At 79.4% G+C, this 578-nt stretch carries 1 protein-coding gene; it reads right to left on the bottom strand.

Annotated features, from left to right (window positions below; all coding sequences use genetic code 11):
* On the bottom strand, positions 1 to 566 hold a 566-nt coding region (locus tag MY520_RS27960), incomplete at its 3' end, for an acyl-CoA dehydrogenase family protein (RefSeq protein WP_436695960.1).
* Positions 567 to 578: the final 12 nt, after the last annotated feature.

A 578-nucleotide genomic window follows, 5' to 3' on the forward strand; every position in this document is an offset into this window, starting at 1 on the left:
AGGGCGGTGGCGGCGGTGACCTCGCCGGCCATCTGGGCCAGCTCCATCTGGATGGCCTGGAACCTGGCCAGCGGGCGGCCGAACTGGTGGCGCTCGCCGGCGTACTGCACCGTCCAGGCCAGCACCTGCTCCAGCGCGGCGGCCAGCTGCACCGCCCGGGCCAGCGCGAACCGGGCCCGCACCTCGGCCACCTGCGCCTCGGTGACGGGTGCGACCCGGGCGGGTGCCCCGCCCAGGACGACCGACCCGCGCGGCTCCCCGGCCAGGTTGCGGGCCTCGCCGGCGGGCAGCCCGTCCGCCGCGACCAGCGCGAGCACCGGGGCGTCCGGGCCGGTGGCGAGCACGACCAGGTGCCGCACGACCCCGGACCAGGAGACGTCGGTCGCCGTGCCGGTCAGCGTCCAGCCGCCGTCGACGGGCGTGGCGGTGACCGAACCCGCGAGCGCGACACCCGTCGGCTCCTCGGGTGGGGGCAGCGGCAGGTCGGCGGCGAGCAGCGCCGGCCCGGCGACCAGCAGCTGCTCGGCGACCGGAACCGCGCCGGCCCCGGCGGCCAGCGTGCCCACGACCGCGACCGC

Origin of the sequence: Geodermatophilus sp. CPCC 205506 (assembly GCF_051383635.1) — a bacterium.
Lineage (GTDB): Bacteria > Actinomycetota > Actinomycetes > Mycobacteriales > Geodermatophilaceae > Geodermatophilus.